Annotated in this window: 22 protein-coding genes, 1 tRNA gene and 1 pseudogene; 16 read left to right on the top strand and 8 right to left on the bottom strand. The window is 74.3% G+C overall.

Features of this window, described 5'->3' with window-relative positions; all coding sequences use genetic code 11:
• Positions 1-85 precede the first annotated feature (85 nt).
• Positions 86-865 (top strand): electron transfer flavoprotein subunit beta/FixA family protein, encoded by a 780-nt coding sequence (locus tag H4O22_RS12775; RefSeq protein ID WP_244962955.1) that lies wholly within the window; start codon positions 86-88, stop codon positions 863-865.
• Positions 866-884: 19 nt separating this feature from the next.
• A complete protein-coding gene (locus H4O22_RS12770; protein WP_182523774.1) occupies positions 885-1,838 on the top strand; it encodes an electron transfer flavoprotein subunit alpha/FixB family protein in 954 nt (317 codons plus the stop codon).
• 63 nt (positions 1,839-1,901) lie between these two features.
• On the opposite strand, the gene H4O22_RS12765 is transcribed toward H4O22_RS12770, so the two are convergent.
• Both H4O22_RS12765 and H4O22_RS12760 read right to left on the bottom strand, forming a co-directional pair.
• Positions 1,902-2,852, bottom strand: coding sequence for a hypothetical protein (locus H4O22_RS12765; protein ID WP_220451443.1), 951 nt, complete (start codon positions 2,850-2,852; stop codon positions 1,902-1,904).
• A 112-nt stretch (positions 2,853-2,964) separates the two neighbouring features.
• Positions 2,965-4,446: a lysyl oxidase family protein gene (locus tag H4O22_RS12760; protein WP_182523773.1), complete on the bottom strand. Its 1,482-nt coding sequence runs from the start codon at positions 4,444-4,446 to the stop codon at positions 2,965-2,967.
• A gap of 92 nt (positions 4,447-4,538) precedes the next feature.
• Here H4O22_RS12760 and H4O22_RS12755 point away from each other — a divergent pair, with 92 nt between their 5' ends.
• The 6 genes and pseudogenes from H4O22_RS12755 (at position 4,539) to H4O22_RS12730 (ending at position 7,767) form a co-directional block, all read left to right on the top strand.
• Positions 4,539-5,816 (top strand): glutamate-5-semialdehyde dehydrogenase, encoded by a 1,278-nt coding sequence (locus H4O22_RS12755; protein WP_182523772.1) that lies wholly within the window; start codon positions 4,539-4,541, stop codon positions 5,814-5,816.
• An 18-nt stretch (positions 5,817-5,834) separates the two neighbouring features.
• Positions 5,835-5,990 (top strand): hypothetical protein, encoded by a 156-nt coding sequence (locus H4O22_RS12750; RefSeq protein ID WP_182523771.1) that lies wholly within the window; start codon positions 5,835-5,837, stop codon positions 5,988-5,990.
• A gap of 22 nt (positions 5,991-6,012) precedes the next feature.
• Positions 6,013-6,621, top strand: a pseudogene (nadD, locus tag H4O22_RS12745) (nicotinate-nucleotide adenylyltransferase); the annotation flags it as partial.
• On the top strand, positions 6,618-6,998 hold the full coding sequence (gene rsfS, locus H4O22_RS12740) for a ribosome silencing factor (protein WP_182523769.1): 381 nt from the start codon (positions 6,618-6,620) through the stop codon (positions 6,996-6,998). The pseudogene nadD and the gene rsfS, both read left to right, overlap by 4 nt.
• Positions 6,995-7,654 (top strand): histidine phosphatase family protein, encoded by a 660-nt coding sequence (locus H4O22_RS12735; protein ID WP_182523768.1) that lies wholly within the window; start codon positions 6,995-6,997, stop codon positions 7,652-7,654. The genes rsfS and H4O22_RS12735 overlap by 4 nt, the downstream gene beginning before the upstream one ends.
• Positions 7,655-7,694: 40 nt before the next feature.
• Positions 7,695-7,767 (top strand) — tRNA-Ala (locus H4O22_RS12730).
• Positions 7,768-7,825: 58 nt separating this feature from the next.
• Here the strand turns inward: H4O22_RS12730 and H4O22_RS12725 are convergent.
• Positions 7,826-8,185, bottom strand: a complete 360-nt coding sequence (locus H4O22_RS12725; RefSeq protein ID WP_182523767.1) for a hypothetical protein — start codon at positions 8,183-8,185, stop codon at positions 7,826-7,828.
• Between the two features lie 101 nt (positions 8,186-8,286).
• Here H4O22_RS12725 and H4O22_RS12720 point away from each other — a divergent pair, with 101 nt between their 5' ends.
• Together H4O22_RS12720 and H4O22_RS12715 are read left to right on the top strand one after the other, a co-directional pair.
• The gene (locus H4O22_RS12720; protein ID WP_182523766.1) at positions 8,287-9,948 is read left to right on the top strand and encodes an acyl-CoA synthetase; all 1,662 of its coding nucleotides are present in this window, start codon (positions 8,287-8,289) and stop codon (positions 9,946-9,948) included.
• Between the two features lie 123 nt (positions 9,949-10,071).
• Positions 10,072-10,602, top strand: coding sequence for a Dps family protein (locus H4O22_RS12715; protein WP_244962954.1), 531 nt, complete (start codon positions 10,072-10,074; stop codon positions 10,600-10,602).
• A gap of 31 nt (positions 10,603-10,633) precedes the next feature.
• Here the strand turns inward: H4O22_RS12715 and H4O22_RS12710 are convergent, their stop codons facing one another.
• Complete coding sequence (locus H4O22_RS12710) at positions 10,634-12,097, bottom strand: flavin-containing monooxygenase (RefSeq protein WP_182523765.1); 1,464 nt, start codon at positions 12,095-12,097, stop codon at positions 10,634-10,636.
• Positions 12,098-12,167: 70 nt separating this feature from the next.
• Between H4O22_RS12710 and H4O22_RS12705 the strand changes: the two genes are divergently transcribed.
• Positions 12,168-13,148: a helix-turn-helix domain-containing protein gene (locus H4O22_RS12705; RefSeq protein ID WP_182523764.1), complete on the top strand. Its 981-nt coding sequence runs from the start codon at positions 12,168-12,170 to the stop codon at positions 13,146-13,148.
• A gap of 78 nt (positions 13,149-13,226) precedes the next feature.
• Here H4O22_RS12705 and H4O22_RS12700 read toward each other — a convergent pair whose 3' ends face one another.
• Both H4O22_RS12700 and H4O22_RS12695 read right to left on the bottom strand, forming a co-directional pair.
• Positions 13,227-13,988 carry an SDR family NAD(P)-dependent oxidoreductase gene (locus H4O22_RS12700; RefSeq protein WP_182523763.1) on the bottom strand — a complete coding sequence of 254 codons (762 nt, stop codon included), beginning with the start codon at positions 13,986-13,988 and terminating at the stop codon, positions 13,227-13,229.
• Between the two features lie 10 nt (positions 13,989-13,998).
• The gene (locus tag H4O22_RS12695) at positions 13,999-14,985 is read right to left on the bottom strand and encodes an NAD-dependent epimerase/dehydratase family protein (RefSeq protein WP_182523762.1); all 987 of its coding nucleotides are present in this window, start codon (positions 14,983-14,985) and stop codon (positions 13,999-14,001) included.
• A gap of 175 nt (positions 14,986-15,160) precedes the next feature.
• Between H4O22_RS12695 and leuS the strand changes: the two genes are divergently transcribed.
• The 5 genes from leuS to holA all read left to right on the top strand — a co-directional run bounded on the left by leuS (position 15,161) and on the right by holA (position 23,043).
• Positions 15,161-17,653, top strand: a complete 2,493-nt coding sequence (gene leuS / locus H4O22_RS12690; RefSeq protein WP_182523761.1) for a leucine--tRNA ligase — start codon at positions 15,161-15,163, stop codon at positions 17,651-17,653.
• A gap of 26 nt (positions 17,654-17,679) precedes the next feature.
• Positions 17,680-18,546 carry a DegV family protein gene (locus tag H4O22_RS12685; RefSeq protein ID WP_182523760.1) on the top strand — a complete coding sequence of 289 codons (867 nt, stop codon included), beginning with the start codon at positions 17,680-17,682 and terminating at the stop codon, positions 18,544-18,546.
• Between the two features lie 133 nt (positions 18,547-18,679).
• Positions 18,680-19,690 carry a ComEA family DNA-binding protein gene (locus H4O22_RS12680; RefSeq protein WP_182523759.1) on the top strand — a complete coding sequence of 337 codons (1,011 nt, stop codon included), beginning with the start codon at positions 18,680-18,682 and terminating at the stop codon, positions 19,688-19,690.
• Positions 19,691-19,734: 44 nt separating this feature from the next.
• A complete protein-coding gene (locus H4O22_RS12675) occupies positions 19,735-22,005 on the top strand; it encodes a ComEC/Rec2 family competence protein (RefSeq protein WP_182523758.1) in 2,271 nt (756 codons plus the stop codon).
• 102 nt (positions 22,006-22,107) lie between these two features.
• Positions 22,108-23,043, top strand: a complete 936-nt coding sequence (holA, locus tag H4O22_RS12670) for a DNA polymerase III subunit delta (protein WP_244962953.1) — start codon at positions 22,108-22,110, stop codon at positions 23,041-23,043.
• A gap of 318 nt (positions 23,044-23,361) precedes the next feature.
• On the opposite strand, the gene rpsT is transcribed toward holA, so the two are convergent.
• Positions 23,362-23,622 (bottom strand): 30S ribosomal protein S20, encoded by a 261-nt coding sequence (gene rpsT, locus H4O22_RS12665; RefSeq protein ID WP_182523756.1) that lies wholly within the window; start codon positions 23,620-23,622, stop codon positions 23,362-23,364.
• A gap of 142 nt (positions 23,623-23,764) precedes the next feature.
• Complete coding sequence (locus H4O22_RS12660) at positions 23,765-24,715, bottom strand: phosphotransferase family protein (RefSeq protein WP_182523755.1); 951 nt, start codon at positions 24,713-24,715, stop codon at positions 23,765-23,767.
• Between the last annotated feature and the right edge of the window lie 14 nt (positions 24,716-24,729).

Raw genomic sequence — 24,729 nt, 5'->3', positions numbered from 1 at the left:
CGTGGTGACCGGCCGGTAGCCTCACCGTCACATTCGAGTGCACAGGAGGGGCCTCGCGGCCATCACCATGAACATTGTTGTCTGTGTGAAGTACGTGCCCGACGCCACTGCCGATCGGCAGTTCGAGTCGGACAACACCGTTGATCGCGTCGGCGTCGACGGGCTGCTCTCAGAGCTCGACGAGTACGCCGTCGAGCAGGCCCTGCAGCTCAAGGAGAAGGCCGGTGACGACACCACGGTGACGGCGCTCTGCGTCGGCCCGGAGAAGGCGGTCGACGCCGTCCGCAAGGCGCTGCAGATGGGCGCCGACCAGGGGATCCTGGTCACCGACGACGCGATCGCCGGCTCCGACTACATCGCCACCTCGCTGGTGCTGGCCAAGGCGCTCGAGAAGGCCGGTGCCGAGAAGAAGGTCGACCTGGTCCTCTGCGGCATGGCCTCGACCGACGCCTCCGGCAGCGTCGTCCCGGCGATGCTCGCCGAGCGGCTCGGCCTGCCCCAGGTCACCTTCGCCTCCGTCGTGGAGACCCAGGGCGACCAGGTGCGGGTCAAGCGCGACTCCGACACCGCCACCGAGGTGATCGGCGCGACCATGCCGCTGGTGCTCTCGGTGACCGACCAGACCGGCGAGGCGCGCTACCCGTCGTTCAAGGGGATCATGGCGGCGAAGAAGAAGCCGCTGGAGACCTGGGCGCTGTCCGACATCGGCGTGGACGCCGGCGAGGTCGGCCTCTCGGTGGCGTGGAGCGCGGTCGAGGAGACCGCCGCCCGCCCGCCGCGCACGGCCGGCGAGATCGTCAAGGACGAGGACGGCTCCGGCGCCACCGCGCTGACCGAGTTCCTCGTGTCCAAGAAGTTCATCTGAGGACTGGGGAGTAGTAGAGATGTCTGAAGTCCTGGTCGTCGTCGACCACGTCGACGGCGCGATCCGCAAGCCGACCTACGAGCTGCTCACCCTGGCCCGGCGCCTGGGCGAGCCCGCGGCGGTGTTCTTCGGGTCTTCCGCGAAGGGTGCCGAGGTCGCCGAGAAGCTCGGCAAGCACGGCGCCGAGAAGGTCTACGTCGTCGACGACGCCGAGATCAAGGGCTACCTCGTGGCCCCCAAGGCCGAGGCGCTCCAGCAGCTGATGGAGAAGGCGTCCCCGGCCGCGGTGCTGTTCGTCTCCGGCTACGAGGGCAAGGAGGTCGCCGCCCGCCTGGCGATCAAGACCTCCTCCGGCCTGATCACCGACGCCGTCGACATCGAGGACGGCGGGGTCACCACCCAGTCGGTCTTCGCCGGCAACTACACCGTCAAGGCCAAGGTCACCCACGGCGTCCCGCTGATCACGGTCAAGCCCAACTCCGCCCCGGTGGAGGAGGTCGGCGCCGCCGGCACCGTCGAGGAGTTCGCCGCGACGATCTCCGACGGCGCCAAGACCGCGCAGATCGTGGCCCAGCAGCCGCGCAAGGCGACCGGTCGCCCCGAGCTCACCGAGGCCGCGATCGTGGTCTCCGGCGGTCGCGGCACCGGCGGCAACTTCGAGCCGGTCGAGGGCCTCGCCGACGCGCTCGGCGCGGCCGTCGGCGCCTCGCGCGCCGCGGTCGACTCCGGCTGGATGCCGCACACCTTCCAGGTGGGCCAGACCGGCAAGACCGTCTCGCCGCAGCTCTACGTCGCCAACGGCATCTCCGGCGCGATCCAGCACCGCGCCGGCATGCAGACCTCGAAGACCATCGTCGCGGTCAACAAGGACGACGAGGCGCCGATCTTCGAGCTCGTGGACTTCGGCGTGGTCGGCGACCTGCACGCCGTCCTCCCCGCCGCCACCGAGGAGATCAACAAGCGCAAGGGCTGAGCCTTTCGGCCCACGGACGTGGGAGGTTCGCCGGCACCTGGTGCCGGAGAACCTCCCACGTCGCTATTTCCGGACCGGGCAGCCCGGTCCGCACGCGGTCGGCGTCCCACTCCAGCCCCGGGATCTCAGCACCGCACCGACCGTGGCGGCCAGCCGGCAGGGCTGGAGCACCTGGGCCCAACCCGCGCGCAGCGTGACGCTGCCGCCGGCGGCGGAGGCGAGGTCGCGCTCCAGGTCGTGCCAGCGGTCCCGGATCCGGTCGTGGCCCAGCCTGCCGTCGAGCTCGACGACCGTCGCCAGCCCGACGTACTCGACGTCGCGGTACGTCGGCCGGGCGCCCAACCCGTCCCGGCGCTGCCGGTGCCCGGTCGGCAGGCCGTGGGGCCGCTCGACGTCGCGGAGGTACCGGCGCTCGAGGGCGGAGTAGGCCCCGCCGGCCACGTCGTCGAGCACCTCGGCCAGCAGGCGGCGCCGGGGGAGCCGGACGAGTTCGGCCAGGATGCCGGCGAGCCGGGCCGGGGTGGTGAGGCGTTGCTGGCAGGCGTCGGCCAGGACGGCGACCGCTGCGTCCTCCCGGCCCGCCTGCGCCGCGGTCGTGAGGACGGCGTGCTCCACCCGCACCCGGGGTGGCCCCAGGTGCAGGAGCGTGTGCGCTTCGAACGCACTCGACCGCGACGTACGGACACCGGGAGGGTCGTGCACCCGTCGGTGGTGGGCGACGACCACGTCGATCGGGGCCGCCTCCGTGCCGGGTGCGGTCAGACCCCAGGCCCGCAACGCCGAGGGCCCCGACAGCGCGGCCGGCGCGTGGACCAGGACGGCCGCCCAGGCCCGTTGCGGCCACGTCCGCGGGCCGGTGTGCGCGACGTACACCCCCTCGTGGACGCGGGCCCACTCGCGGCGGCGGAGGAGCCGCTCGATGTCACCGTCGCCGCCGCCCGCGGCGACCACCTGGCGTCGCGAGACGACCTGCTCCTGGTCCGCCAACAGGCGCGCCACCTCGTCCCCGTCCACCGCTCGACCCTGTCGCCGTCGGCGCGCGCCTGCCACCCGTCGTCGGCGCCCTGTGGATGAGGCCGACCTGGGAGGTTCTCCGGCGCCAGGTGCCGGAGAACCTCCCAGGTCCTCAGCGACCCCGGCGGCCCGGCTCCTTGATCACGCCGATCTTCGGGACGACCACCCGGCGTGCGCCGGGCTTCCCGCGGAGCCGGATCTTGCGCAGCGCCACGTTGTTGCCGGTGTCGGACTCGACGAGCCGGTTGCGGGGGTTGGCGACGACCGCGATCCAGTACTTGCCGTTGGGGAGCCCGCGCAGGTCGAAGGACTGGCCCGCGCGGAACTGCTCGTAGGTGTCGCCCCAGCCCGCGGCGAGCACCTCCCGGATGGAGAGCGAGGAGTAGTCGCCGCAGGCTGTCTCCAGGTCGTCGTTCTCGACGTCCCAGTCGGCCGCCGGCACGGTCAGGTCGACGGCGTCGGTGTTGGCGAGGCAGAACGCCTCCTTGCGCGACCGGACGACCTGGGTCTTGTCGGCCCGCAGCAGCGTGTAGGTCGCGAAGTCCTTGAAGTGCCAGTGCTGGTGGGACGGCTTCTTGTCCCAGTGCATGTGGCCGACCTCCTGGTAGCCGGTCTGCTCGCCCTCGGCGTCGAAGAAGTACTGGTAGGCCTCCATCTCGTCCTCGCCCTCCTTGCGGAAGCCGTCGACGACCAGCGGGCTGTCACCGGCGTTCCAGACCGTGGCCGAGAACCGCAGGAAGTTGCCGCTCCTCGCCATCCCGATGCCCCAGGCGGGCAGCGAGCGCAGGTCGGGCACCGGTCCGTCGGGGGGCGCGGCGGCGGGCCCGGACGGCGGGGCGGCCGCCGGCCGAGCGCCCGGTCCTGAGACGCGCGGGGCGGGGGAGGCGGGGCGGCGGCCCTCGGGGCCAGCCTCGTCCTTGACCACGAGCCGGGTACGCCGGGTCGCCTCGGCCCGGGAGAGCCCCATCGGCCTCGCGTACGGCGCGGCGATGCGCGCGACCATGGTGTACCGGCCGGCGCCCAGGCGCAGCGGCCGGTCGTACCCGAGGATGGTGCTCGCCCAGCCGTCCTGCACGCCCTGCACGGCGCCCAGGCTGTAGGGGTTGTACGCGCAGGTGCGGGGGTACGACGAGGTCGCCGCCGCGTCCGGACGCACCCGCTCGGTGGTCCCGCCGAAGCAGGCGTGGGCGCTCATCCGCACCGGGTCGGCGCCCTTCCTCTTGAAGGTGAGGCTGACGAAGCCCTTCAGGGAGCCGAGCCGGCGCATCGCGCCACGGGGCAGCACGACGTCGCCCCGCGACTCCGAGCGCCAGACGGCGCGGACCGGCTGGTCGTACGCCGACCGGGTCGCCCACACCTCGAACGGCTCGCCCTCGGCGACCAGGCGCAGGCCGAGGTCGGTCCAGACCTTGCCGCGGTAGCCGTGCACGGTCTGCCTCGGCGGGGCCCAGAGGGAGACGGGTGCGGCGGCGGCCGCCCGGGTCGTGGGTGCGGACGGGGCGCCGGCACCGGCGGGCAGGACGGCGAGGGTGGTCAGCGCCAGCCCGCCCAGGGCCGTGGCGGCGAGGAGGCTGCGGAGGGGGCGACGGGGCACGGGTGCTCCTCGGGGTTCGGCAGGGTGCGGACGGGTCGGACGAAGGTAGGACGCCACCCGGCGCCGGATGGTTGCCTCACTACGCTGGACCCATGAGCTCGATGCCGGACACCGCCACCCCGCACGCGGTCACCGAGGTCACCGAGGCCGCCGTCCGGGCCCGCGAGGCCGCGCAGGTGCTGGCCCTCGCCACCCGGGCGCAGAAGGACGCGGCGCTGCTCGCGATGGCCGACGGGCTGCTCGCGGCGTCCGACGACCTGCTCCGCGCCAACGCCGAGGACGTCGCCCGCGCCGAGGAGACCGGCACGCCGGCGGGCATCGTCGACCGGCTGCGGCTGACGCCGGACCGGGTCGCGGGGATGGCCCAGGGGCTGCGCGACGTCGCCGGGCTGCCCGACCCGGTGGGCGAGGTCGTCCGCGGCGGCACGCTCGCCAACGGGCTCGAGCTGCGCCAGGTGCGGGTGCCGTTCGGCGTGGTCGGCATCATCTACGAGGCCCGGCCGAACGTGACCGCCGACGCCGCCGGCATCTGCCTGAAGTCCGGCAACGCGGTGCTGCTGCGCGGCAGCTCCAGCGCCCGGTCCAGCAACGCCGCGGTCGTCGCCGTCCTGCGCCGCGCGGTCGCCTCCGTCGGGCTGCCGGCCGACGTCGTGCAGTCGGTGCCGGGGGAGACCCGCGAGAGCGTCACGGCGCTGATGCGGGCCCGCGGCCTGGTCGACCTGCTGATCCCGCGGGGCGGCGCGGGGCTGATCCGCACCGTCGTCGAGGGGTCGACGGTGCCGGTCATCGAGACCGGCGTCGGCAACTGCCACGTGTACGTCGACGCGGCCGCCGACCTCGACAAGGCGCTGGCGATCGTGCTGAACGCGAAGACCCACCGCACCAGCGTCTGCAACGCCGCGGAGTCGCTGCTCGTGCACGCCGACGTCGCCGAGACCTTCCTGCCCCGGGTCGTCGCCGCCCTGCAGGACGCCGGCGTCACCGTCCACGGCGACCCCGCGTTCACGGCGTACGACGGGGTGGTGGCGGCGACCGACGACGACTACGCGACGGAGTACCTCTCCCTCGACATCGCCGCGGCCGTGGTCGGGTCGCTCGACGAGGCGGTCGCCCACATCCGGCGCTGGTCGAGCCAGCACAGCGAGGCGATCGTCACCGAGGACCTCGGCGCGGCCCGGCGGTTCGTGGCGATGGTCGACTCCGCGGCGGTGCTGGTGAACGCCTCGACGCGGTTCACCGACGGGGGCGAGCTCGGCTTCGGCGCCGAGATCGGCATCAGCACCCAGAAGCTGCACGCCCGGGGACCGATGGGCCTGCCCGAGATGACCTCGACCAAGTACGTCGTGACCGGCGACGGCCATGTCCGCTGACCCCTATAGACTCCCCGCATGCTCAACGTCCTGACCACCGTGCTCGCTGCGGAAGAGACCCACCACGAGATCGACCAGGCCCTCTCCTGGGGCATCGGCGCGCTCGCCCTCGTGATCCTGCTCGGCATGCTGGCCGGGCTGATGGCGTTCGGAGCCGGCCGCGACCACAGCTGACGGGCAGCCGGTCGCCCGTCCCCGCCGCGTCGGGGTGATGGGCGGCACGTTCGACCCCATTCACCACGGCCACCTCGTCGCCGCGTCCGAGGTGCAGGCCTGGTTCGACCTCGACGAGGTCGTCTTCGTCCCCACCGGCGACCCGTGGCAGAAGTCCGACCGCGAGGTCTCGCCGGCCGAGCACCGCTACCTGATGACGGTCATCGCGACCGCCGCCAACCCGCGGTTCACGGTCTCCCGTGTCGACATCGACCGGCAGGGCCCGACGTACACCCGCGACACGCTGCGCGACCTCAGCGCCCAGATGCCCGGGGCGGAGCTGTACTTCATCACCGGCGCCGACGCGCTCACCGAGATCTTCACCTGGCGCGACCCCGACGAGCTGTTCGCGCTGGCCCGGTTCGTGGGCTGCACCCGGCCCGGCTACACCATGGACCCCGACACGCTCGCCTCGATCCCCGCCGACCGGGTGACGATGGTCGAGATCCCCGCCCTGGCCATCTCCTCCTCCGACTGCCGCGAGCGCGGGCGTCGCGGGGAGCCGGTCTGGTACCTCGTCCCCGACGGGGTCGTCCAGTACCTCGCCAAGCACGACCTCTACCCCGCCAAACCGACCGGAGATCCCGCATGACTGCCACTGACCACGCGCTCGAGCTCGTGGCGGCCGCCGCGCGCGCGGCGTCCGACAAGCTCGCCACCAACATCATCGCCTTCGACGTCAGCGAGCAGCTCGCCATCACCGACGCCTTCGTGCTCGCCTCGGCGAGCAACGACCGCCAGGTGAAGGCGATCGTCGACGAGGTCGAGGACAAGCTTCGCGAGATCGGGTCCAAGCCGATCCGCCGCGAGGGCGAGCGCGACGGCCGGTGGGTGCTCATCGACTACGGCGAGATCGTCGTGCACGTCCAGCACGAGGAGGAGCGGCAGTTCTACGCCCTCGAGCGGCTCTGGCGCGACTGCCCGGCGATCAAGCTCCCCGCCGACGTGACCGGGCCGCGCCCGGCGTGACCCCGGGCCGCACCCTCGTCCTGCTGCGCCACGGCCGGACGGCGTACAACCACGCCAAGCGGGTCCAGGGCCAGCTCGACGTCGAGCTCGACGAGGTCGGCCGGACGCAGGCCGAGGCGGTCGCCCCGGCGGTGGCCGCGCTCGACCCGGCGCTGCTGTGGTCCTCGGACCTGGCCCGCGCGCGCGAGACCGCGGCGTACGTCGAGAAGGCCACCGGCCTGGCCACGACGCACGACGAGCGGCTGCGCGAGATCCACCTGGGGGAGCGCCAGGACCTCACCCACGAGCAGTACGCCGCCCGCGCGCCGGAGGAGTTCGCCCGGTTCCGGCGCGGCGACTACGACGCCGCCCTCGGGGGCGAGCCCACCGCCGCTGTCCGCGCGCGGATGGTCGCCGTCCTCGGTGACCTGCTGGCCGCCCTGGGTCCCGGCGAGACCGGGGTCGCGGTCTCGCACGGCGCGGCGGTGCGGGTCGCGGTCGGTGCGGTGCTGGGCTGGCCCGACGACCTGTTCCACACGCTGCGCGGCCTCGACAACTGCGGCTGGGTGGAGCTGCGCGAGGACCCGGACGCCGGCTGCCTGCGGCTCGCGGCGTACAACCGGGTGGTCGCTCCCGAGGGCACCCCCGGATTTCGTTTCGTCGAGGCGTCTGGCTAGTATTCCGCAGGTCGATCACCGGAGACGGTGACGGCAGCACGGGGCTGTGGCGCAGCTGGTAGCGCATCTGCATGGCATGCAGAGGGTCAGGGGTTCGAGTCCCCTCAGCTCCACCGAAGGTGCAAGGACGGCGGCGGTTTCCTCAGGTGAGGGAGCCGCCGCTGCTGCTTCTCAGCCCTCGTCGCGCTCGAGGAAGTCGCCGGCCGTCCGGCCCACCAGCGAGGCGAGCTCGTCGATCGCCGGGTCGTCGTGGCGCCGGAAGCTGAAGCACGACTTGCCCCGCATGCGACGACGCAGGTCAGGGGAGACGCCGTCGAGCAGGGCCGGGTCCCGGTAGATCGGCATGTAGTGGAACGAGACGTTGCTCTTCCGGGCCGCGATGGAGGCGAACATCTCGGGCTCGGGTGCCGGCGTCTCGAGGTAGACCGAGCCGGGCTCGTCGACCTTGACTCGGCACGTGGCCAGGAACGGCACGAGCAGCTCTCGGAGCCGGGCGAACGTGGCGACCAGCTCATCGGCGTCGGTGTCCATCCCTGATGCTAAGGCGCGACCGAGGGGGTTCGGTGGCTCCCGGGGTCCTCGTGGTCTAGGTTCTAGAACGTGTTCCAGTTCACAGCGCCCAGGAGTGCCCGATGACCGACTTCGACCTCTCGACCGTCTTCCGGACCGTGGCCGCGGCGGTGCCCGACCAAGAGGTGGTCGTGTGGCGCGACCAGCGGGTGACGTACGCCGACATGGACCGCCGCATCGACGGCCTGGCGCACTACTTCGTCGAGCGCGGGCTGGGGTGCCGCACCGAGCGGGACGCCGGCCTCGCGGGGCACGAGTCGGGCCAGGACAGCGTCGGGATCTACCTGCGCAACGCGCCGGAGTACCTCGAGGCGATGCTCGCGGGCTACCGCGCCCGCGCCGCGTCGTTCAACATCAACTTCCGCTACGTCGAGGAGGAGCTGCTCTACCTGCTCCTCGACGCCGGCACCCGGGCGCTGGTCTACCACGCCGAGTTCGCGCCGATGGTGGCGGCGGTGCGGGACCGGCTGCCGGACCTCGAGGTGCTGGTCCAGGTGGCCGACGAGTCGGGCAACGCCCTGCTGCCCGGCGCCGTGGACTACGAGGACGCGGTGGCCACTCCTGCCCCGGCCGCCGGCATGCCGACGCCCTCCGGCGACGACCTGTTCCTGCTCTACACCGGCGGCACCACCGGCATGCCCAAGGGCGTGCTGTGGCGCCAGCACGACATCTACGTCTCCTCGATGGGCGGGACGCCGTTCGGCGCGAGCGAGCCGTTCGCGTCGTACGAGGCGATCGGCCAGGCGGCGCGGGAGGCGAACGGCGGCATGGGGCTGCTGATCATCCCGCCGCTGATGCACGGCGCGGCGCTGTGGGCGACGTTCTTCGCGATGACCTCGGGCGGCAAGATCGTCTTCCCCGACGACGTGCGGTCCTTCGACCCGGCCAACGCGCTCGCCCTCGCGGCCCGGGAGCGGGTGGCGAGCATCCCGACGGTCGGGGACGCGATCGCGCTGCCGTTGGTCGAGGAGATGGAGCGGACGTCGTACGACCTGTCGAGCCTGTTCGCGCTCGGCAACGGCGGCGCCGCGCTCACCACCGGCGTGCGGGAGCGGCTGTTCGCGGTCGCACCGCACGTGATCGTCCTGGACTCCGCGGGTGCCTCGGAGACCGGGCTGCAGATGAGCCAGGCGGTGGGCAAGGGCGGCTCCACCGAGGCGATGGTCTTCACGCCGAAGCCGGACACCGCGGTCGTCGACGACACGATGACCCGCGTGCTCGCCCCCGGGGAGAGCAACGGCTGGCTCGCGCGCAAGGGCCACATCCCGCTGGGCTACCTCGGTGACCCCGAGAAGACCGCGCGCACCTTCCCGGTGGTCGACGGTGTGCGCTGGGCGGTGCCGGGCGACCGGGCGAACTTCCTCGAGGACGGCCGGATCCAGCTGCTCGGGCGCGAGAGCGTCACCATCAACTCCGGCGGCGAGAAGATCTTCGCCGAGGAGGTCGAGCGGGCGATGGCCGCGCACCCCGCCGTCCGCGACGTGGTCGTGGCCGGGCGACCCTCGCAGCGCTGGGGGAGCGAGGTGGTCGCGATCGTCCAGCTCGAGGAGGACGCCGAGGCGACCGACGAGGACCTGCTCGCCGAGTGCGGCCGCCACGTGGCGCGCTACAAGCTCCCGAAGGCGATCGTGCGGGTGCCGTCCGTGCAGCGCAGCCCCGCCGGCAAGGCCGACTACCGCTGGGCCAAGGCCCAGGCGGGCGGCGAGCCGGCGGCGTCCGTCTGAGGTCGTCGGCGCTGGGGCACCGACGGGCGGTGACGGGTCGGTCACGCAGGTAAGGCTTCCCTTTCTGGAATCATTCCAGAAAACCTGCTTGGCTGGGGGCTTCCCAACCGAGAGGAACTCTCCGTGTCCGACCTCCTGCACGCCGGTGCCCCCACCCACGTCGCCCGCCCGGCCTTCCAGGCCTCGCCCCGGCTGGCCGAGCACCTCCAGCAGGTGCTGGTCGACCTGACCGACCTGCACCTCCAGGGCAAGCAGGCGCACTGGAACGTCGTCGGCCTCAACTTCCGGGACCTGCACCTCGCGCTCGACGAGGTCGTCGACGCGGCCCGCGAGTTCTCCGACACCGTCGCGGAGCGGATGCGCGCGATCTACGTGACTCCCGACGCCCGCGCCGCCACCGTCGCCGCGCGCACCAGCCTCGCCGAGTTCCCCGCCGAGGAGGTCAACACCTCCGTGACCGTCGACCTGATCGCCTCGGCGCTGTACGCCGTCGCGGGCACCATGCGCCGGGTGCACGACGAGGTCGACGCCGAGGACCCGACGTCCGCCGACGTCCTGCACGCCGTGCTCGAGCGCCTCGAGCAGCTCGCCTGGATGATCGACTCCGAGAACCGGGTCGCCGGCAAGAGCCTGCCGCGCCCCGTGCACCGCTGACCGACCACCCAGGGGGACCGGGTCGCCCCCGCTAGGAGACCTCCTCGAGGTCGTCCCAGTCGACGCTGGCGAGCCGGGCCTGGTACTCCGCGACCAGGCCCGGCCAGTTCGTGGTGATCCGCGTGCCGTCGACGTACCAGCTGTCGCACCCGGCGAAGACGCTCTCGCGCAGCCGGTCCTGCATCTCGCGGTCCCAGGCGTCGTACCGCTCGGGTCGGACGCCGACCACCCGCGCGTCCCCGTCGGCGATCCGGCGGGCGACCTGGGCGACGTAGGAGGCCTGCGCCTCGAGCATGTTCACGATCGAGCTGCCGCCGAGGTTGGTGTTCGGCCCGTAGATGCAGAACAGGTTCGGGAACCCGGGCACGCTCAGGCCGAGGTGGGCGCGGGCGCCGTCGGCCCACGCCGCGTGGAGGTCGCGGCCGCCGACCCCGGTGACCGTGAGCGGCTCGAGGAAGCTGGTGGCCGCGAAGCCGGTGCCCCACACGACGACGTCGACCTCGTGCAGGCGGCCGTCTGCGGTGCGCACCCCGGTGGGCTCCAGGCCGGTGACGGCCTCGGGAACGACCTCGACGTGGGGGCGTGCGAGCGCCGGGTACCAGTCGTTGGAGAACAGCACCCGCTTGCAGCCGATCGGGTCGTCGGGGACCAGCCGGCGCCGCAGCCCGGCGTCCGGCACCTGGCGCCGCAGCTGTGCGCGCCAGGCCAGCCGCAGCCCGCCGAGCACCAGCCGGCCGGAGCGGGAGTGCCCGCCCTGGGCGCCGGTCAGCAGCTCGGTCACCCGGAACCAGGCGCGCCGTTCGGCGGCGACCAGGCGGGGGAACCGGCGCAGGACGCGCTGGTGGACCGGGCGGTAGGCCTGGTCCGGCTTCGGCACGATGTACGGCGCGGAGCGCTGGAAGACGGTCAGCGCGCCGACCCGGTCGACGATGCCCGGGACGAACTGGATCGCGCTGGCCCCGGTGCCGACCACCGCGACCCGCTTGCCGGTGAGGTCGAGGTCGTGGCGCCACTGCGCGGAGTGGAACGACGGCCCGTCGAACCGGCCCGGCAGCGCCGGGACCACGGGGTTCGAGAGCTGGCCGAGGGCGGCGACCACGAGGTCCGCCTCGTACGTCGTGGGGCCGTCCGGGCCGACCGCGTCGACGGTCCAGCAGCGCCGCGCCTCGTCGTACGTCGCCGCGGTGACCTCGGTCCCGAAGCGCACCAGGTCGCGCAGGCCGTCGCGGGCCGCGGTCTCGCGGAGGTAGTCGAGGATCTCCGGCTGGGTGCCGTAGCGGCGGCTCCAGTCGGGCTTGACCGCCCACGACCAGGAGTACAGCGGCGACGGCACGTCGCACGCCGCACCCGGGTAGGTGTTGTCGCGCCAGACCCCGCCCACGTCGTCCCCGCGCTCGAGCACCACGACGTCGGTGACGCCCTGCTCACGGAGCGCGTGCACGGCTCCCAGCCCGCCGAACCCGGCTCCGACCACGACCACCCGAGGCTGTCCCATGGCCGAGACGCTAGGTCCGCGGGACGGACGGATGCGCCGCACGGGAGCGGTCGGGTTGATGATTCCGGACATGCGCCTGCCCCCGCCCGCCGCCGCGGACTGGCAGTTCCCGCGCGCGGTCGCGGGCGTCGCCGTCCTCGTGCGGTACGCCGCGGCGCGCGGCGTGGCGCCGTCGCTGCTGCTGGCCGGCACCGGCCTGCGCCCGGCCGACCTCGACCTGCCCGACCGGGACGTGACCGCCGCGCAGGAGCTGCGGGTGGTGCGTACGCTGCAGCGGATCCTGCCGGGGTCGGGCGCGGCGGTCGGCGCGGCGTACCGGCCTGAGACCTTCGGCGCCTTCGGCTACGGGCTGCTCGCCAGCCGCACGGTGCTGGACGCGATGGAGCTCGCGCTGCGCTTCATCGACCTGAGCTTCACCTTCGCGATCCCGCGTGCCGAGGTGGTGGGCGAGGAGGTGGTGGTGACCGTGGACGGCAGCGGGCTGCCGCGCGACGTCCGCGCGTTCCTGGTCGCCCGCGACGCGACCGCGATCAACACGGTGCTCGCGGGGCTGGTGCCGGGCGGCGTCGGCGCGGTGCTGACGCTCGGCGAGGACGCGGCCGAGCTCCGGCTGCCCGTCGCCGAGCTGGACCGGCCGCTGCCCACGCGCGGGTCGCCGGAGACGGCGGCGGCGGTGTGCCGCGACGTGGTCGCGCCGCGGCGCTCGCGGACCGGGCTGGTGCGCGACGTGCAGGTGCTGCTCACCCAGCGGCTGCCCGACGGCGCCCCGATGGCCGCGGTCGCCGCCGGGCTCGGGCTGACCGAGCGCAGCCTCCGCCGCCGGCTCACGGCCGAGGGCACCGGCTACCAGGCGCTGCTGGACGAGGTCCGGTCCTCGATCGCGTGCTCCCTCCTCGGCGGGCGCGCCACCATCCCCGTCGCCGACGTCGCCGACCGGCTCGGCTACACCGACCCCGCCGCGTTCGTCCGGGCCTTCCGCCGCTGGACCGGCACGACGCCGGGGGCGTACCGGGCCGGTTGTCGGTTTCCCCGGATCACCGGGGAAACCTGATGTTCTCGGCCGTCGTTCTCCCTGAGAACATCAGGTTCTCCCTGATCACCGGGGAATCCGACCGCCGCCGCATCGCGGTCAGGTGATCGTCATCCCGCCGTCGACGGCGAGCGTCTGGCCGGTGACGTAGCCGGCGGCGTCCGAGGCGAGGAACACGACCGCGGCGGCGAGCTCGCGCGGGTCGCCCTTGCGGCCGACGGGGATCCGGGCCTGCTGGGACTCCAGGTAGCCGGGCGGGTACTGGTCGGTCATCTCGGAGGTGAAGAACCCCGGCGCCACCGCGTTGACCCGGATGCCCTTGCGGCCGGTCCACTGCTGGGCGAGGTCGCGGGTGAGGCCGATCAGCCCGGCCTTGGACGCGGCGTACGCCGCCTGGGGGAGGCCCGCGGTGGTGAGGCCGAGGACCGAGGAGATGTTGATGATGCTGGACCCTGGCGCCATCACCCGGCCGCAGGCCTGGGCCATCCAGTAGCAGCCGTTGAGGTTGACGTCGATGACGCCGCGGAACTGCTCGGGCGTCTCGCGGGTGGCGGGCACCGCGCTGCCGATGCCGGCGTTGTTGACCAGGACGTCGACCCGGCCCAGCTCCTCGACCGCCCGGGTCACCAGGTGGGTGCACGCGTCGGGGTCGGCGACGTCGGTCGCCACGCACACCGCGCGGCGCCCCGCCGCCTCGACCAGGGCCGCGGTCTCCGCGAGCCGGTCGGCGCGACGGGCGCCCAGCACAATGTCGGCGCCGGCCTCGGCCAGCGCCTGGGCGAACGCGACGCCGAGGCCGCTGGAGGCGCCGGTGACGATGGCCACCCGGCCATCGAGGCGGAACAGGTCGGTGACGGTCATGCGCCGCAGCCTAGGACGGGATCCCCAGCGTCTCCCGCAGGGCGTCGGCGGCGCTCACCTGCGGTGCCCAGCCGAGCTCCTCCTTCGCCCGGGAGGTGTCCATCACCGCGGGGTGCGCGAGCGCCTCCACCCACTGCGCCGGCTGCGGCAGGCCGGGTACGGCGGCGGCGAGCCGGGCCGCGGCGTGCGCGGGACCCGTCGGGAGCGGCACGGGGATGCCGCCGAGGATGCGGACGACGTCGCCGGCGGTCAGGGTGTCGTCGGCGGCGATGTTGTAGGCGCCGGGCGGGCCGGCGGCCACCACGCACTGCAGCAGCGCGCGGCCGACGTCCCCCTCGTGGACGAGCTGGATCGGCAGGTCGGGCACCGGCACCGGCACCGGCGGCAGCCGCCGGGGGAGCCACGGGAGCAGCGCACCGGCCCACGCCGGCAGCGTCACCTTGCCGCCGACGGCGTTCGGGCCGACCACGATCGGTGGCCGCAGCAGGTAGAGGTCCATCTCGCCGTGCTCCTCGGCCTCCTCGCGCAGCAGCGTCTCGAGCTCGGCCTTCTCCTGGGCGTAGAAGAGCCGGTCGGCGGGCCGGGTCGGCCAGTCCTCCGTGATCCCGACCGGGTTGTCGGCGTGGAAGCCGTACGCCGCGACCGAGCTGGCGTAGACGAACCGCCGGGCGCCCGCGGCCGCGGCGGCGCGGAACGCGTTGAGGGTGCCCTCGACGTTCACCGCGCGGCTCTGCTCGGGCGACCCGCCGACGATGAGGAACGCCAGGTGCACCACCACGTCGGCGCCCGCGAACGCCTCCGCGAGCGCGTCGGGGTCGCGCACGTCGCCCTGGCGGTACGTCGCCTTGCGCCAGCCGAGCTCGGCGGGGTCGACCGCGCTCCGGGCGACGCCCACCACCCGGCGTACCCGGTCGTCGGACTCGAGCAGCGGCATCAGCCCGGAGCCGAAGGTGCCGGTGGGGCCGGTGACGGCCACGGTGAGGTCGGTCTCGGTCATGGCGGCCCCGTACCCCGCGCTAGGATGGCCCCATGCGCAGCGCCCTGCTCCTTACCTAGCCGCGTCGACGAGCACGACCCGACGCGGCCGCCCCTCGTGACCGAGGGGCTTTTTCGTGCCCGGAGCCACCCAGTCGAGCCAGTCGAGACAGTCGAGACAGCGCGGAGAGAACCAGATGAGCGAGCACCACACCGAGCAGCCCGGGCCGGCGTACGACGTCGCGGCCGTCCAGGAGAAGTGGCGCCCGGTCTGGGAGCGGCTGGACCCCTTCCGCGCGGGGTCGGCCGGCGAGGGCGCGGAGAAGCGCTACGCGCTGACGATGTTCCCCTACCCCTCGGGCGACCTGCACATGGGGCACGCCGAGGTGATGGCGCTGCACGACGTGGTCGCGCGCTACTGGTGGCAGCGCGGGTACGACGTGCTGAACCCGATCGGCTGGGACTCCTTCGGCCTGCCCGCCGAGAACGCCGCGATCCGCAACGACGAGCACCCGGCGACCTACACCTACGCCAACATCGAGACCCAGGCCGAGTCGTTCCGGCGGTACGCGGTGTCCTTCGACTGGTCGCGCCGGCTGCACACCTCCGACCCGGAGTACTACCGGTGGACGCAGTGGCTGTTCCTGCGCTTCCGCGAGCGCGGGCTGGCCTACCGCAAGAACAGCCCGGTCAACTGGTGCCCGAACGACCAGACCGTGCTGGCCAACGAGCAGGTCGTCCAGGGCACCTGCGAGCGCTGCGGCGCCGAGGTCACCAAGCGCGAGCTGAACCAGTGGTACTTCAAGGTCACCGACTACGCCCAGCGGCTGCTCGACGACATGGACGCGCTGCAGGGCACCTGGCCGGACCGGGTGCTGGCGATGCAGCGCAACTGGATCGGCCGCTCCGAGGGTGCGCACGTCGACTTCGACATCGCGCTGGCCGACGGCGGCACCCGCACCGTCCGGGTCTTCACGACCCGCCCGGACACGCTGTACGGCGCGACGTTCATGGTGATCGCGGCCGACGCGAAGCTGGCGGCCGAGGTCGTCGCGCCCGACCGGGCGGACGCGCTGGCGGCGTACCTCGAGGAGGTCCGGAAGGCCTCCGACATCGACCGGCTGGCGACCGACCGCCCCAAGTCCGGCGTCGACCTGGGCGTCACCGCGACCAACCCGGTGACCGGCGAGCAGGTGCCGGTGTGGGCCTCGGACTACGTGCTGGCCGACTACGGCACCGGCGCGATCATGGCCGTGCCCGCCCACGACCAGCGCGACCTGGACTTCGCCCGGGCGTTCGGCCTGCCCGTGCGCCGCGTCGTGGACACGGGGGAGGAGAACCCCGAGGAGACCGGCGTCGCGACCACCGGCGACGGCAGCTACGTCAACAGCGGGGAGCTCGACGGCCTGGGCGACAAGACGGCCGGCATCGCGCGGATCATCGAGCGGCTGGAGGCCGACGGCCGCGGCACCGGCACCGTCAACTTCCGGCTGCGCGACTGGCTGCTGAGCCGCCAGCGCTTCTGGGGCGCGCCGATCCCGATCGTGCACTGCCCCGACTGCGGCGAGGTCCCGGTGCCCGACGACCAGCTGCCGGTGCGGCTGCCCGAGAACCTCAAGGGCGCCGACCTCAAGCCCAAGGGCACCTCGCCGCTGGCCGCGGCCGAGGACTGGGTCAACGTCGACTGCCCCTCGTGCGGCGGCCCGGCCAAGCGCGACAGCGACACGATGGACACCTTCGTGGACTCCTCGTGGTACTTCCTGCGCTACCTGGACCCGCACTACGAGGACGGCCCGTTCGACCCGGCGCAGGCGCGGGAGTGGATGCCGGTCGCGCAGTACGTCGGCGGCGTCGAGCACGCGATCCTGCACCTGCTCTACAGCCGCTTCTTCACCAAGGTGCTGCACGACATGGGGATGCTCGACTTCGTCGAGCCGTTCTCGGCCCTGCTGAACCAGGGCCAGGTGATCAACCAGGGCAAGGCGATGAGCAAGTCGCTGGGCAACGGCGTCAACCTGGGCGAGATGATCGACCGGTACGGCGTGGACGCCGTCCGGCTGACGATGGTCTTCGCCGGCCCGCCCGAGGACGACATCGACTGGGCGGACATGTCGCCCGGCGGCGCCGTGAAGTTCCTGCACCGCGCCTGGCGGCTGGCCGGCGACGTCACCTCCGCGGCCGGGACCGCCCCCGAGGGCGGGGACGTGGCGCTGCGCAAGGTCGTCCACCGCACCCTGCACGACGCCGAGCAGCTGCTCGAGGGGCACCGCTTCAACGTCGTGGTCGCCCGCACCATGGAGCTGGTCAACAGCACCCGCAAGGCGATCGACTCCGGCCCGGGTCCCGAGGACCCGGCGGTGCGCGAGGCGGCGGAGGCGGTGGCGATCCTGCTGTCGCTGGTCGCGCCGTACACCGCGGAGGAGATGTGGGAGCGCCTGGGCCACGAGCCCACCGTCGCCCGCGCCGGGTGGCCCGCGGTCGACCCCGCGCTGCTGGTCGAGGACTCGGTGACCGCCGTCGTCCAGGTGCAGGGCAAGGTCCGGGCCCGCCTGGAGGTCGCGCCCGACATCAGCGAGGCCGACCTGGAGCAGGTGGCCATGGCCGACCCCGCCGTGGTCCGGGCGATCGACGGCAAGCCGGTGCGGAAGGTCGTCGTGCGGGCCCCGAAGCTCGTCAACGTCGTCGTGTGAGCGGTTCCTCGTCTAGCGTTCGGGGCATGCCGGTCCGGATCGTCACTGACTCGACCGCGATGCTGCCGCCGGGGCTCGCCGCCGAGCGGGACATCGCGGTGGTCCCGCTGCAGGTCGTCATCGGTCCGCGCGTCCACGACGAGGGGGCGGAGGGGGCGCGGCCGGAGGCGGTCGCGGCCGCGCTGCGCTCGTTCACGCCGGTCAGCACCTCGCGGCCGGCTCCCGCGGTCTTCGCTGACCTTTACCGCCGGCTGGCCGACGAGGGGGCGGAGGAGATCCTCTCCATCCACCTCTCCTCGGACATGAGCGGCACCTTCGAGTCCGCGCAGCTGGCCGCGCGGGACGCGCCGGTCCGGGTCGTGACCGTCGACAGCCGCCAGGTCGGCGTGGCCACCGGGTACGCCGCGCTGGCGGCCGCCGCGGTCCTCGCGGCCGGCGGCGGCGCCGACGAGGCGGCCGAGGCCGCCCGGGCGCGCGCGGCGGCCTCCTCCTCGCTCTTCTACGTCGACACGCTCGAGTACCTCCGCCGGGGCGGCCGGATCGGCGCCGCCGCCGCGCTGTTCGGCGGCGCCCTGGCGGTCAAGCCGCTGCTGCGGATCGAGGACGGCCGGGTCGGCCCGCTGGAGCGGGTCCGCACGTCGGGCCGTGCGCTCTCGCGGCTCGAGGAGCTCGCGGTGTCGGCGGCGGGGGACCAGCAGGTCGACGTCTGCGTCGCCCACCTCGCCAACCCCGACCGCGCCGCCCAGCTCACCGAGAAGCTCGGCGAGCGCCTCGCCGAGCAGCTCACCGACGGCGACGGCACCCGCGACGTGTGGTGCGGCGAGCTGGGCGCCGTGCTCGGCGCGCACGTCGGGCCGGGCATGATCGCGGTCTGCGTGGCGCCCCGGCTCTGAGCCCGGTCCTCGTGCACGGACGGGCGGGGCCCGGTGGGCCATGAGTCGTCCACAGTCGAGCCTCTGGACCGGCTCGTCCCCAGGCCCGCGCGCACGCCGCCGGGTGGTCGCCGTACCTCCCTAGGTTGCTGGCATGCGCAGCCGCCGACCGAGCACCGAGCACCAGGAGGCCGTCTCCCGACGGCTCGCCCAGCTCAGCGCCGAGCTCGCTGCCGCGCGTCCCGAGGGGCCGGTGGCCGGGTGGGAGGCCGGGTCGGCGGCTGGCGGGGACGACGGCCGGGCGTGGTGGGTCGACCACACGCGCGTCTCGGGGCGCTCGCTCCCGCCACCAGCGGCGCCGCTGCCGGTGCCGGCGGCGCCGGCAGCGGGGTCCGAGGCGGGCCCGCCCCCCGCCGTACCTCGTCCGGGGCGGCACGCCGCGCGCCGCCGGCTGTCGCTCCGCCGGGCGGCCGACGACCTGGTGCCGGACACCCTCCGCGGACGGGTGGCGATCGGCTCCGCGCAGCTCGCGGTGGTGGCGGTCCTGGTGGCGGTCGGGCTGGCGGTCACGTGCTGGTGGGTGGTCCGCAGCGACGCCGACCCCGTCTCCGGGCGGCTGACGGCCGCGCCCGCCGGGGCGCCGCTGGCCACCCCGGCCGCGCTGGCCGCCCCTTCTCCGTCGGTCCCTGCGGCGCCGGGGGGCGCAGGGGCCGGCGGGGCCGACGCCGCCGGCACCGTCACCGTCGACGTGGCCGGCAAGGTGCGGCGACCGGGCATCGCGGTCCTCGACGCCGGCTCGCGGGTCGTCGACGCCCTCGAGGCGGCCGGGGGAGCGCGGCACGGGGCCGACCTGTCGGGGCTCAACCTCGCGCGAGTCCTCGTCGACGGCGAGCAGGTCCTCGTCGGCGTCGCCGCCCCGTCGCTCCCGGCGGCCGTGGCCCCGTCCGGGGCGCCCCCGGCCGCGCCGGGCGGGCCGCTGGTCGACCTCAACACCGCGACCACGGTGCAGCTGGAGACCCTGCCCGAGGTGGGACCGGTGACCGCGCAGGCGATCATCGCCTGGCGCGACCAGCACGGCGGCTTCACCGCGGTCGAGGAGCTGCTCGAGGTCGACGGCATCGGTGCCGCGACGCTGGCGACCATCGCCCCGCACGTGACGGTGTGAGGGCGCCGCGTGCCGATCGAACGGGGGAGCCGCCCGACCTCCGGATGCCGCTGCTGGGTCTCGCCGCGTGGCTGGGCGGGCTCGCGGCCCACCTCCTGTCGGTCGCCGAGGTCGCCGCCGCGGGAGGCGCGGCCGTCGTCGCGGTCGCGGTGCTGGCCCGGAGGCGGGGCCGGCGGGCGGCGCTGACCGGGGCGGCGGCGCTGCTCGTCGCGACCGCGGTGGGCGGCGTCGCGCTGGTCCGGCACGAGCAGGTCGGCCGCAACCCGGTCGCCTCCCTCGCCGACGCCCGAGCGGTCGTCACGCTCGCCGCGTCCGTGACCTCCGACCCGCGCACCGTGTCGGGACGGTACGGCGACCGGGTGCTGGTCCGGCTGCAGGCCCGGGAGGTGACCGGCCGCGGCCGCACCCACCGGCTCCGGACGCCCGTGCTGGTCATCGGTGACGCGTCCTGGCGGACGGTCCCGCTCGGCACCACGGTGCGCACCACCGGGCGGCTGGCCCCCGCCGAGGACGGCGACGTGGCGGGGGTGCTGGGCGCTGCGGGCGACCCCGAGGTGCTCGCGCCCCCCGACGTCTGGTGGCGGGGCGCGGGCCACGTCCGGGAGTCGCTGCGCGACTCCGTCGCCCACCGGCCGACGTCCCAGCGGGCGCTGGTCCCCGCGCTGGTGAGCGGCGACGACTCCGGCGTCCAGGGGAGCCTCGCCGACGACTTCCGGACGACCGGGCTGACCCACCTGCTCGCCGTGTCCGGCACCAACCTGACCCTGGTCGTCGGGTTCGTTCTGGTGCTCGCCCGGTGGCTGCGCGTCCGCGGCCGGTGGCTGTACGCCGTCGGCGCGGCCGGCATCGTCGGCTTCGTGCTGCTGGCCCGCACCGAGCCGAGCGTGCTGCGCGCCGCCGCCATGGGCACCGTGGGACTGGTGGCGATGGGCACCGACGGCCGTCGCCGGGGTGCGCGGGCCCTCGGGGTCGCGGTCGTGGTGCTGCTGCTCGTGCAGCCCGCGCTCGCGGTGTCCATCGGGTTCGCCCTCTCGGTGCTCGCGACCGCGGGGATCCTCGTGCTCGCCCCCGGCTGGCGCGACGCGCTGGCCCGCTGGACGCCGCGCTGGCTGGCCGAGGCGGTCGCCGTACCCGCCGCGGCGCAGCTCGCCTGCACACCCCTGGTCGCCGCGATCTCCGGCCAGGTCAGCCTGGTCGCGGTGGCCGCCAACCTGCTGGTCGCCCCCGCCGTCGGGCCGGCGACGGTGCTCGGGCTGATGGGTGGTCTGGCCGGACTGGTCTCCGACCACCTGGGCCGGGCGGTCGGCACGCTCGCCGCCTGGTGCGTCGCGTGGATCGTGACCGTCGCCCGGCGGGGTGCCGAGCTCCCGACGGCGGCGGTCGACTGGGGCACCGGCGTCCTGCCGCTCACCCTGCTCACGCTGCTCAGCGTCGCGGTGGCCCTCCTGGCCCCGCGGGTGCTGCGCCGCCCGTCGACGGGACTGGCCTGCGCCGTCCTCGTGGTGGTGGTCGTCGCCGTCCGCCTGCCGACGCCCGGCTGGCCACCCGCGGGCTGGGTCCTCGTCGCCTGCGACGTCGGGCAGGGGGACGCGCTGGTCGTACGCGCCGGACCCGGTGCGGCGATCGTCGTGGACGCCGGACCCGACCCACCGGCCGTCGACCGCTGCCTGGACCGGCTCGGCATCACGGCGGTGCCGCTGGTGGTGCTCACCCACTTCCACGCCGACCACGTCGACGGGCTCGCCGGGGTGCTGGAGGGCCGGGAGGTGGGGGTCGTGGAGACCAGCCCGGTGCTCGACCCCACGTCCGGCGTCGCCGCGGTCGAGCGTGCCGCGAGCGCGGCCGGCGTACCCCTCCGTCCTGCCGTGCCGGGCACCCGCGCCGTCGGCGAGGCCACCGTGCAGGTCCTCGCTCCCGCCGTTCCGGTGCGCACCGGTCCCGGCGACGGGAGCGCGGCCAACGACGCCAGCGTGGTGCTGCTGGTGGAGGTCGACGGGGTGCGGGTGCTCCTGACCGGCGACCTCGAGCCGCCCGGCCAGGCTGCGCTCGCCCGGTCGCTTCCCGGCCTCGCCGTCGACGTCCTCAAGCTGCCCCACCACGGCAGCCGGCACCAGGACCCGGCGTTCCTCGCCTCCCTCGACGCGGACGTCGTGCTGGTCTCCGTGGGCGCCGACAACGACTACGGGCACCCCGCGCCGGAGGCGGTGGAGCCGCTCCTCGCGTCCGGGGCCGACGTCCTCCGCACCGACCTCGACGGCGACCTGGCGGTGCTCGCCACCGGCGCCGACGGGCTCGGAACGGCGACCCGGGACTGACCGGCACCCTGACCTGCACGGGCCGTCGGAGCGCTGTGGCAGGCTGGCCCCACCATGGCGAGAGGTCCGAGTGCAGCAGACGTCCTGGGTCGCGTCACCCTGGTGACCGGCAAGGAGGAGTTCCTCAACGAGCGCACGGTCCAGGCCGTCCGCGAGGCGGTCCGGCGCCACGACGCCGAGGCCGAGCTGAGCGAGACCACCGCCTCCGACCTGTCGCTGGCGACCCTGGGCGAGATGGCCGCTCCCTCACTGTTCTCCAGCATCCGGTGCGTGGTCGTGCGGGGCCTCGAGCAGCTGCCCGAGGAGTCCGTCGACGGCCTGCTGGCGTACGCCGCGGCGCCGTCCGACGAGGTCGCGCTGGTGCTGGTCCACGGCGGCGGCCCCAAGGGCTCCGGGGTGCTCACCAAGCTGCGCAAGCTCCCCACCGTGACCGACTCCCGCTCCGGTGAGCTGAAGGTCTCCGAGCTCCCGGCCTTCGTGGCCGGCGAGGTCCGCAGCCACGGCTCGAGCATCGACCGCGCCGCCGCAGACTTCCTCGTGCAGTCGGTCGGCCAGGACCTCCGCTCGCTGTCCGCGGCGGCCCACCAGCTCACCCACGACTTCCCCGGCGAGGCGCTCGACACCGAGAAGGTCAAGCGCTACTTCGGCGGGCGCGCCGAGGCCAAGTCCTTCGCGGTCGCCGACGCGGCGTTCTCGGGTCGGCGCCAGGCCGCGCTCGAGGAGCTGCGCTGGGCGCTCGACGGCGGCACCGCGCCGGTCCTCGTGACCTCGGCGTTCGCTGCGGGAGCCCGCGGGCTGGCTCGTTTCAGGTCCGCGCCGTCGCGGATGCGCGACAACGACCTGGCCCGCGAGGTCGGCGTCCCGCCGTGGAAGCTGCGCACGATCCGCGACCAGGCCCGCGGCTGGACCGACACCGGGATCGCCCGTGCGATCCGGGCGGTGGCCCAGGCCGACGCCGACGTCAAGGGAGCCGCCACCGACGCGTCGTACACCCTCGAGCGCCTGGTCCTCACCGTCACCGGCCTGCGCGACCGCTAGCTCCTCCCGCACCCCACGAGGTAGTCCGGCACGTTCCGGTCGGGTACGGCGGGGTGTCGGCAGCCGGAACGTGCCGGACTGTCCCGGAGAACCCGGCCGGTGGCACGTCGGGGTAGTCCGACACACAGTCGCTGTTTCCGGGCCTGAGAACAGCACGGGTGTGTCGGACTATCGCGTCAGCGGCTCAGCGGAGGTAGTCCGGCACGTTTCGGTCGGATACAGCGGGGTGTCGGCGGCTGGAACGTGCCGGACTATCCCGGGGAAGCCAACGCGAAAAAGGCGCCGCCCCCGAGGGGACGACGCCTTCGCGTGCCGGGCTCAGAGAGCGGCGGACTTCCGGGCGATCGCGGACTTGCGGTTCGCGGCCTGGTTCTTGTGGATCACGCCCTTGGAGGCGGCCTTGTCGAGCTTCTTGGCGGCGTCGCGGGCGGCCACGACTGCGGCGTCCTTGTCACCAGCCTCGGCGAGCTCGCGGAACTTGCGGACAGCAGACTTGAGTCCGGTCTTCACGGCCTTGTTGCGCTCGTGAGCCTTCTCGTTCTGCTTGTTCCGCTTGATCTGGGACTTGATGTTCGCCACTACTAAGCCTTCGTCCTCGGTTGTGGATGCTGCTCGGAGGTGTTGCAGAAGTCAGATGCGGTCGGCGCAGGCTGCTGCCAAGCACGCGACGAACAAGGTTAGCAGCGGCGCCGGAGGCCTCCCAAATCGTCCTCCGCCGAGGTCACGACCAGCCCCGTCGCTCCGCGAGCCAGTCCCAGACGACGTCGCCCTGCCACCGCTGGAAGTCGCGCAGGTACGGCGAGGTGGGCGGCACCCGCTCGTCGGCCTGCCGCCAGAAGTAGCCGACCAGCAGCGCCAGCAGGACGTCGACGTGCTCGCGGGGCACGTCGCGGGTCAGCGGGAGCCGGGCCAGCAGGGCGTCGACGTCCAGCCCGTCGCCGCGCGGGCCGATCATCAGCATCACGGTGTCGAGCCAGGGGGCGCCGACCGCGGGCCAGTTCCAGTCGCAGAGCAGCACCCGCCCGTCGGCGGCGAGCAGCAGGTTGTCGTCGCGGACATCGGTGTGCACCAGCGTGTCGCCGGCCGTCACGGCGGCGAACCCGGCGGCCAGGCCCGCCGCCTCGTCGAGGTGCGGCAGGTCCGGGCGGGTGGCGCGCAGGTGGTCCCAGGCGGCCGGCCAGTCCGCGAGGTCCTCGGCCAGCGGGTCGAGCTCGAGCTCGGCGGGAGGCGGGGTCAGCACCGGGACCATCCGCTCGAGCACGGCCGCCGCGGCCTCCAGGTCGGCCGGGCGCCACGGGCGCGGCGGCGTACCGCCGTCGACGTGCTCGATGCCGAGGACCACCCAGTCCTCGCGGTCGTGGAGCCAGAGCAGCCGGGGAGCCGGCGCCTCCGGCGGGAGCGCGGCGAGCTTGCGTGCCTCCTCGCGGTAGGAGAGCGCGAAGCTGCGCTGCGCCAGCACCGACGCCGCCTTCACGAAGTGGCGGCTGCCGTCCGCGCACTCCAGCACCGAGGCGAAGCCCGGGGTGTACCCCCCGCCCTGCGAGGTGGCGGCGACCACCGGCGAGCCGCACTCGCGCTCGACGAGGGCCCGGACGTGCGGCGGCAGGTGCGCCCACTCCAGCCGCCGGGCCGTGCGGCCGTGGGGGACGGGGCTCGGGAGGGGGCGGGTCACGCCCACATCCTCGG

The organism is Nocardioides dongkuii (genome assembly GCF_014127485.1).
Taxonomy (GTDB): domain Bacteria; phylum Actinomycetota; class Actinomycetes; order Propionibacteriales; family Nocardioidaceae; genus Nocardioides; species Nocardioides dongkuii.
This window is presented reverse-complemented; position numbering and strand designations above follow the sequence as displayed.

Coding starts and splice junctions, on each gene's coding strand:
- H4O22_RS12770 (WP_182523774.1), top strand. CDS start 885: ATGTCTGAAGTCCTGGTCGTCGTCGACCACGTCGACGGCGCGATCCGC.
- H4O22_RS12755 (WP_182523772.1), top strand. CDS start 4,539: ATGAGCTCGATGCCGGACACCGCCACCCCGCACGCGGTCACCGAGGTC.
- H4O22_RS12750 (WP_182523771.1), top strand. CDS start 5,835: ATGCTCAACGTCCTGACCACCGTGCTCGCTGCGGAAGAGACCCACCAC.
- rsfS (WP_182523769.1), top strand. CDS start 6,618: ATGACTGCCACTGACCACGCGCTCGAGCTCGTGGCGGCCGCCGCGCGC.
- H4O22_RS12725 (WP_182523767.1), bottom strand. CDS start 8,185: ATGGACACCGACGCCGATGAGCTGGTCGCCACGTTCGCCCGGCTCCGA.
- H4O22_RS12720 (WP_182523766.1), top strand. CDS start 8,287: ATGACCGACTTCGACCTCTCGACCGTCTTCCGGACCGTGGCCGCGGCG.
- H4O22_RS12710 (WP_182523765.1), bottom strand. CDS start 12,097: ATGGGACAGCCTCGGGTGGTCGTGGTCGGAGCCGGGTTCGGCGGGCTG.
- H4O22_RS12705 (WP_182523764.1), top strand. CDS start 12,168: ATGCGCCTGCCCCCGCCCGCCGCCGCGGACTGGCAGTTCCCGCGCGCG.
- H4O22_RS12700 (WP_182523763.1), bottom strand. CDS start 13,988: ATGACCGTCACCGACCTGTTCCGCCTCGATGGCCGGGTGGCCATCGTC.
- H4O22_RS12695 (WP_182523762.1), bottom strand. CDS start 14,985: ATGACCGAGACCGACCTCACCGTGGCCGTCACCGGCCCCACCGGCACC.
- leuS (WP_182523761.1), top strand. CDS start 15,161: ATGAGCGAGCACCACACCGAGCAGCCCGGGCCGGCGTACGACGTCGCG.
- H4O22_RS12685 (WP_182523760.1), top strand. CDS start 17,680: ATGCCGGTCCGGATCGTCACTGACTCGACCGCGATGCTGCCGCCGGGG.
- H4O22_RS12680 (WP_182523759.1), top strand. CDS start 18,680: ATGCGCAGCCGCCGACCGAGCACCGAGCACCAGGAGGCCGTCTCCCGA.
- H4O22_RS12675 (WP_182523758.1), top strand. CDS start 19,735: ATGCCGCTGCTGGGTCTCGCCGCGTGGCTGGGCGGGCTCGCGGCCCAC.